The 8,575-nt window shown below is 41.9% G+C and carries 5 protein-coding genes; 3 read left to right on the forward strand and 2 right to left on the reverse strand.

Annotation, left to right across the window (positions count from 1 at the left end; translation table 11 throughout):
* Positions 1-251: NAD(P)-binding domain-containing protein (locus Q1V93_RS04635; protein WP_300662119.1), on the reverse strand; the 251-nt coding region annotated here is incomplete at its 3' end.
* A 374-nt stretch (positions 252-625) separates the two neighbouring features.
* Between Q1V93_RS04635 and Q1V93_RS04640 the strand changes: the two genes are divergently transcribed.
* Positions 626-2,161 carry a T9SS type A sorting domain-containing protein gene (locus tag Q1V93_RS04640; protein ID WP_300662122.1) on the forward strand — a complete coding sequence of 512 codons (1,536 nt, stop codon included), beginning with the start codon at positions 626-628 and terminating at the stop codon, positions 2,159-2,161.
* A gap of 69 nt (positions 2,162-2,230) precedes the next feature.
* Here the strand turns inward: Q1V93_RS04640 and secA are convergent, their stop codons facing one another.
* A complete protein-coding gene (gene secA, locus Q1V93_RS04645) occupies positions 2,231-5,581 on the reverse strand; it encodes a preprotein translocase subunit SecA (RefSeq protein ID WP_300662124.1) in 3,351 nt (1,116 codons plus the stop codon).
* 202 nt (positions 5,582-5,783) lie between these two features.
* Between secA and guaA the strand changes: the two genes are divergently transcribed.
* Positions 5,784-7,316 carry a glutamine-hydrolyzing GMP synthase gene (gene guaA, locus Q1V93_RS04650; protein WP_300662127.1) on the forward strand — a complete coding sequence of 511 codons (1,533 nt, stop codon included), beginning with the start codon at positions 5,784-5,786 and terminating at the stop codon, positions 7,314-7,316.
* A 224-nt stretch (positions 7,317-7,540) separates the two neighbouring features.
* Positions 7,541-8,575 (forward strand): LysM peptidoglycan-binding domain-containing protein (locus Q1V93_RS04655; protein ID WP_300662130.1); only part of this gene is annotated, 1,035 nt, incomplete at its 3' end.

Here is an 8,575-nt window from a genome sequence, read left to right on the forward strand (position 1 = left end):
TATTTTGAAACCAGGCGAACCATTTCGACCATGTTGTTGTCGTTCACAGCACAAAATACGAGGTCAAAATCAATGAATTCTTTGAAATCATTGGTGAATTGAACTTCTTTTGGTGCAACCAGGTTTGGAATCGTATTCCCGGATCTGGAATAAACAGTGAGCTGATTGTGCCCTAATTCAATCAATCGCTGCAGAAAATGGATTCCTACATTTCCCATTCCAACGATCCCGATTTTCAATTTTTGGTTCATGTTTCAAAGTTAAAATTTATTGTGGGTACAGGATGCATCGCTTACAGGTTTTCACATATAGCCTGTCCTGACCATTCGGGAGACCGAACCTTTTTGCATCCTTTTTTGATAATGAAAAAAAGTAAGAGAAGTCAGAAAATAGTGTGCGACGTGCCATTAAATGGGAAATCACCCTTCCGGAATGAAAGAAAATCAATTACTTCCCGATGACTTAGCGCCGTTGAGCTGTAAGCAATGAGACAGAATGCAATACGTTGATTAACAATGAAATATTTTAAAAAAAAATTGATTGGCAAACTATTTTGTTTTATATATGCAAAGCACAACATCATGTTGTGATAACACACTATTTTCTAACAACTAAAAACTGAATTATGAAACGAATGAAACTTCAGCTTGCTCTATTGAGCATTTTTTTTCTTTTGGGCTTTCAGTCGAGCCATGCTCAACTGGTAAGTAATTGTTTTCCTCCTTTAGGAGTTTCCTGTAAATACAATAAGGCTTCTGCGTCGGTCACATTGAACTGGAGTCCTGTGCTTGGAGCAACATCCTATACTGTGTATTTGCATGTAGGTGATCCCATGTGTTGTCCGAATTATCCTGGTTTTTCCATGAGCGTTTTGCTTCCGACAATGTCTACTTCGATGACGATTCCTCTGTCTACGTATCCTTGCTTTTCCTGGAGCGTTCGGACGGAGTGTGGAAAAGACAATTACAGTGCGTATACCAAACAACAATGTATGTGTGTGGATGAACCACCGTGTACTACGTTCGATGGCAGTTCTCCGGCTGGCAACTGGGTTCCCACCGGTGTAACGACGAATTATACAGCTGTAAATCCATTGGATGGTACGAATTGTTTGACTATCGGAGACCTTTCCGGTGGTTCATGGTATACCAATACGGTTGATTACAACAATCTGGGACAAAATTATCTTGGTCAGTGCCTTTGTTTTGATGTTTCTTTGGAGAAAGCAGAACCTGCTGGTGGCGGTCTTCCATATAACCCGAGAATCTACCTTTCAGACGGTACGAATAGCATTATGTTTGTGGCAAATGCTGCTTTAAATCCGGGTTCAGGTTGGGTAACTGTTTGTGCACCGATCGCTCATTGTTCGGGAGGAGTACCGCCAAGTAATGCAGATGGTACCTGGGTTCTCGCGACGCCTGGTATGACTTGTGCCGATTTTGATAACGTGATAGATAACGGTAACTGGATCGGATTGACGCCGGAGGTTAACAGTTATCCGACCGAAATAAAACAGTATGACAATATATGTGTGCGGGATTGCAGAAATGGTTGTAACAGTAATTTCACTTTGAATACAGCGATCAGCTCATCTTCCGGAACAGCAAGTGCTTCTGTTGTATTAGACTTTGCAAATCCAACTTCTACTTATATTGTTGATTGGGGAGATGGTGCGATTACAGGTATTGGAAGCCATACGTATGGTTCTTCAGGGTTCTACAACGTATGTGTTACTGAAATTACAGAAAAAGGAGAGGAATGCCGCACTTGTGTCGGTTTCTGTTATGAGGCTGCTCATCCAAACACAATACCGGGTCTGCAAAACAGATCTGCAAAACCTACAGAAGAAGGTTCCATCCGGGAACTTAACCGAATAGCAGAAGAAGAGCTGAAAACGTCTCAAGTCAATGGAGGATACCAGGTTTTGCCGAATCCGGCCAAAGATTATGTCATCGTACAGACAGAACTTGCTAAAGAAGAAGCGATTTCTCTTGAATTAGTAGACATGGGAGGTAAAGTGGTTGCAAGCAAGTCGGGCGTTTATGAACGTGGCGGACAAAAAATAGAATTAGATACGAAACGGTTATCCAATGGGATGTATGTTCTGAAAGTAAGAATAGGTGATGTAGAGCGATCCTCTCAGGTATCCATTATTAAGTAATACCTGATTGAATCATCATCTCTCAAAGAGATAAAAAAAGGCGGTTCATTTGAACCGCCTTTGTATTTTTTATTTTCCGTGACATTGTTTGTATTTCTTACCACTTCCGCAAGGACAAGGATCATTTCGACCTATTTTAGGTTCTGTTGAAACGATCGGTTGTTGTTTCTCACGTTGCGGAGCCGAATTACGCATGGCTTCTTCATATCCTTCACTTCCTGTAAAACGTTGTTCTGTATTTCCGGAAGTTGATTCAATCTGAGCTTTCTCGTAATTGTTCTGAGCAACTTCTTTGTTCGTTGTTTTCACATCGTCGATCTGATCTCTCGGAACATCTGCTTTCACTAAGAACTCAACTGTTTCGTTGCTCAAACGTGCGTTCATTGCTTTAAACAATTCGAATGATTCCAATTTGTAGATCAGCAACGGGTCTTTTTGTTCGTAAACAGCTTGCTGAACAGAAGTACGTAAATCATCCATTTCACGCAAATGCTCTTTCCACTCGTTATCGATCATTCCCAATACGATATTGCGCTCCAAAGCACTGGGAACAGAAGCTCCGTTGGATTCATATGCTTCTTTCAGACTCACTACCAAAGGCATTGTTTTGACGCCATCCGTGATCAAATACTGAATGTTTTGGTATTGGTGTGACATCGTTTCGTACACATGCTTGATCTGAGGCATGGAAATTTCAGCCAAACGCTGGTTTTTCGCATTGTAATATTCCATCACACCGTCATACAAATCATTTACCAGGTCATCATACTTCGCTGATTTGAATTGTTCTTCCGAAATAGGAGAATCCATACCGATGATGCGGATCATATCGACATTGAAATCGTCGAAAGAACCTCCCTGATGTTTGGTAACCAATCCTTCGATCACGTCATAGAACATGTTGGAAACGTCTACTCCTAAACGGTCACCGAATAATGCATTGTGGCGTTTTTTATAAATTGCTTTACGTTGCGCATTCATGACGTCATCGTATTCCAGCAAACGCTTACGGATTCCGAAGTTGTTTTCTTCTACTTTTTTCTGAGCACGTTCAATGGATTTTGAAACCATGCTGTGCTGAATCACCTCTCCTTCTTTCAAACCAAGACGGTCCATGATTCGGGCAATACGCTCAGAACCGAACTTACGCATCAAATCATCTTCCAATGAAACGAAGAATGTAGAAGTTCCCGGATCTCCCTGACGACCGGAACGACCACGTAACTGTCTGTCAACACGACGGGAATCGTGTCTTTCCGTACCAATGATTGCCAAACCTCCGGCTTCTTTCACACCTTCACCCAATTTGATGTCGGTACCACGACCAGCCATATTCGTTGCAATCGTTACAGCTCCGGCTTTACCCGCACCAGCTACAATTTCAGCTTCTTTCTGGTGATATTTCGCGTTCAATACCTGGTGAGGAATGTTGCGCATTTTCAACATACGGCTCAATAACTCGGAAATCTCAACGGTTGTTGTACCAACCAATACCGGACGTCCTGCTTCAACCAGTTTGTTTACTTCATCAATAACAGCCGCATATTTTTCACGTGCAGTTTTGAATACCAAATCGTTATCATCTTTACGGGAAATCGGACGGTTGGTTGGAATGACCACCACATCCAATTTGTAAATATCCCAGAATTCTTTTGCTTCAGTTTCCGCCGTACCGGTCATACCTGCTAACTTGTGGTACATACGGAAGTAATTTTGAAGCGTAACCGTAGCGTATGTTTGCGTAGCAGCTTCTACCGTTACATTTTCTTTTGCTTCGATTGCCTGGTGAAGTCCGTCGGAATAACGGCGACCTTCCATAATACGACCTGTTTGCTCATCAACGATTTTAATCTTTCCGTCCATGATCACATATTCCACTTCTTTTTCGAAAAGGGTATATGCTTTCAATAATTGAGAAACAGAGTGAATACGCTCTGATTTCACTGTGTAATCACGAATCAGAACTTCTTTTTTATCGTTGAAATCTTCTTTCGGAAGACTTTGCTTTTGCAATTGTGCAATTTCCGAAGAAATATCCGGCATCACGAAGAAATTGCGATCTTCATTTCCGGAGATCAGGTCAATTCCTTTTTCCGTTAATTCAACCGTATTTTGTTTTTCATCGATCACGAAGAACAACTCCACGTCGATTTTCTTCATCTGCTTACCTTGCTCAGCCATGTAATGGTTCTCCACTTTTTGCAAGTGAGATTTAATTCCGGGCTCAGACAAGAACTTGTGTAATGCTTTGTTTTTAGGTAAACCTCTGTGGGCACGAAGCAATGCAATACCTCCTTGTTCCAATGCTGCTTTTTGATCCAAACCATCAACAGTACCACCGTTGATAACCGTCAACAATCTTTTTGCATCAGCCAAAGCCTGGTTTACATATTTACGTTGTGCTTCAACGATCAATTCCACACGAGGCTTCAATTCGTAGAATTCGTGTTGGTCTCCTTTTGGAGTTGGCCCGGAAATGATCAATGGAGTACGTGCATCATCAATCAAAACGGAATCGACCTCATCGACAATTGCAAAATGGTGCTTGCGTTGTACCAAATCTTCAACGGCACTCGCCATATTGTCACGCAGGTAGTCAAATCCGAATTCGTTATTCGTACCGAATGTAATATCGGCCATATAAGCTTCTCTGCGCGATTCGGAGTTTGGTTGGTGCTTGTCGATACAATCTACTTTCAAACCGTGGAATTGGTACAAAGGTCCCATCCACTCGGAGTCACGTTTTGCAAGGTAGTCGTTCACCGTTACAACGTGTACACCTTTTCCTGACAATGCATTTAAATAAACCGGAAGTGTTGCAACCAACGTTTTACCTTCTCCGGTTTGCATCTCAGCGATGTTTCCGCGGTGCAATACAGCTCCACCCATCAACTGAACATCGTAATGAACCATGACCCATTCAACAGCTGCTCCGGCTGCAGTCCATTTGTTGCTCCAAACAGCCTGATCGCCTTCAATCGTGATTCCGTCTTTCTTTGTTGCCAGTTCTTTATCCAACTCCGTTGCAGTAACTGTCAGCTGACCATTTACAGCCCAACGTCTGGCAGTTTCCTTTACAACCGCAAACGCTTCCGGAAGGATTTCCTCCAGAACTTTTTCGATCGTTGTGTTTACTTCTTTTTCTTTTGCATCGATGCTTTCATAGATCGCTTCTTTTTGATGCAAAGGCATATTGATATCGTTTGCCTTTTGAGTTAAGTCAGCAATTTCTGCTTCCAAACCGGCAATGGCATCTTGTACTTGTTTTCTGAACTTGGTTGTTCTACCACGGAGTGCGTCGTCAGACTCGTTTTGTAGTGTGCTGAATATTGCTCCAACTTGTTGAATAACCGGTTGGTATTTTTTCTGGTCAGTAGCTGACTTATCGCCTAAGATTTTTTTTAAAATTCCTCCTAACATGGTGTTTATTATAAATCGAAGTCAAAAATAATGAAATTCCCGATGCTTCTTTGATTAATTGAATGCTCCTTGTCATAAATTATTCCAAAAGGTGTTAAACTGACAGATTGGCGCAAATGGGCTCTAATTGTCAGTTAGTTTGTTCGAAACAAATTCAAAATGTCGGTATTTCATGTCGCGAATATGCCTTATCTTTGCAGGCATGCAAGAAATGATCCTTATCCTTGATTTCGGTTCGCAATACACGCAGTTGATTGCGCGCCGGGTACGTGAATTGAATGTTTATTGTGAGATCCATCCCTGGAATAAAGTTCCGGAACTGGGTGCACATATTAAAGGTGTGATTTTGTCGGGAAGTCCTTTTTCCACAAGAGACCCTGAATCTCCGAAACCGGATTTGAGTGCTATTAAAGGAAAATTTCCGTTGTTGGGAGTTTGTTTCGGTGCACAGTACCTGGCTCAGAATTTCGGTGGAGAAGTTCTTCCGTCAACCATCCGGGAATATGGTCGTGCAAACCTGTCTTTCGTAGATGATTCGAACGAATTGACTGGTGGGATGTCCATCGGTTCACAGGTTTGGATGAGTCACGGAGATACCATCAAAAATGTTCCGGATTCGTATAAAATCATTGCTTCTACCAAAGATGTACATGTAGCGGGTTACGCAATCAAAGGTGAAACAACGTATGGAATTCAGTTCCACCCGGAAGTTTACCATTCATTGGAAGGAGCTATTTTGCTGAAGAATTTTGTGGTTGGCATTTGTGCCTGCTCTCAAAACTGGACACCGGATTCTTTCGTGGAAAGCACGGTTGCTGAGTTGCGTGCAAAATTAGGAAACGATAAAGTAATCCTGGGATTGTCGGGAGGAGTTGATTCTTCAGTGGCAGCCATGTTATTGCATAAAGCAATCGGTGAAAACCTTCACTGTATTTTCGTAGACAACGGATTATTGCGTAAAAATGAATTTTCTTCCGTACTGGAAAGCTATAAAGGACTTGGATTGAATGTAAAAGGAGTAGATGCTTCTGCAGATTTTTACAAGGCTCTGTCAGGATTGACCGATCCTGAATTGAAACGAAAAGCAATCGGAAAAGTATTCGTGGATGTATTTGATGCGGAATCTAAATTGGTAACTGACGCAAAATGGTTGGGTCAGGGAACGATTTACCCGGACGTGATCGAATCCGTTTCTGTAAACGGAGGACCGTCACAAACGATCAAATCTCACCACAATGTGGGAGGTTTACCTGATTACATGAAATTGCAGGTCGTGGAACCTTTGAGATTGTTGTTCAAAGACGAAGTAAGACGAGTAGGAAGATCGTTGGATCTGCCGGCAGCAATTTTGAACCGACACCCGTTCCCTGGACCAGGTTTGGGAATTCGCATTTTGGGCGAAGTGACGGCAGAAAAAGTGCGCATTTTGCAGGAAGTAGATGCCATTTTCATCGACGGACTAAAAGAACACGGCTTGTATAACGACGTTTGGCAGGCAGGAGCAATTTTCTTACCGATCCAGTCTGTTGGTGTTATGGGAGACGAAAGAACCTATGAAAATGCAGTGGCACTTCGAGCGGTAAGTTCTACGGACGGAATGACGGCTGACTGGTGTCATTTACCGTATGAGTTTTTAGCATTGATTTCAAACAAGATCATCAACCAGGTGAAAGGAATCAATCGCGTAACATACGATATCAGTTCGAAGCCGCCGGCAACAATCGAATGGGAATAAGCTCATTCTGGCACAACTCTTGAATTGATTCGAACGAATTGTAAGTAGTGTACGGAAATATAAATGATAATGAATCTTGAACCGGATGAGTGTTTTCGAGATAGTTTAAAGGGATGAAAGAGTTCAAAAGTTCAAACTGAACCCTTTAAACTTTTTGAACCTTTGAACAGATTTAATTTCTTTACACGGAAAAAACGTTCTCGTACAAAATATATTTGAATGATATGAAATACTTCTTTTTAACCTGTATACTGACTTTTTCAAACGGACTGTTTGCACAAACGGATACCAAAGATTGGGTATATGAATATTCCAACGGAAAGAAGTATGCGGTTCACGTTGCGCAGGCTGGAAATACCCTGTGGGGAATTCATACGACATACAATGTTCCGGTAGATGATATCGTTGCTGCAAATCCCGGAATTGAAAAGGGGGTGAAAGAAGGATTCCGTTATTTGATTCCGCTTGGCGGAGCAGATATGAAAGTTCTGAGCGGTACGATTGTGCGTGAACATACGGTTGAAAAAGGTGAAACAGCCTTTTCGATCGCCAAGAAATACAATTGTTCGGTTGATGATTTGTTGAAATACAATCCCGGAATTGACAAAGGATTGAAAGTAGGGCAGGTCTTGAAAGTGATCATTGCTCCGACGAGTGAACAGGCAAATCCAACGGTAAAACCGGTTGAGAAACCTGCTGTCAGTACTCCGTCTGTTACTTTTACGGATACGGTTTTGGTTTACGAAGTAAAGAACAGCGAAACCTTGTATACGCTTTCAAAGCGCTTCATGGTTCCGGTAAATGATTTGCAAAAATTCAACAACCTGAAATCAACCAACATTAAATCGGGAGATATTTTGAAAATTCCCTTGAAAAAGGAAAATGTGAAACAGGTTCAGGTGCGCGAGGTACAACCGAAAGAGGATGCCCGCAAAGTGGATCAGGAATTGATTTTCAAAGCAAAAACGAAGTACAATATTGCCGTTTTGCTCAGCTTCGGCTTAAATGATAAAGGGAACTCTGGATTAAAGAACCTGGCAACAGAATTTTACATGGGAGTTGAATTGGCTGCCGATTCACTGGAGAAACTAGGTTTTGATGCAACCATCAAAGTCATTGACTTACCGATGGATTCCGTAGGAATTATGAGAGTTCTGAACACTCCTGAAATGAAGGATATGGACTTGATCTTTGGTCCTTTGGTTCCTCAAAGTGCAGATATCGTTGGAAGATGGTGCGGAAAACAAAAGATTCGAATG

It is taken from the genome of Fluviicola sp., from assembly GCF_030151805.1.
Lineage (GTDB): Bacteria > Bacteroidota > Bacteroidia > Flavobacteriales_D > Crocinitomicaceae > Fluviicola.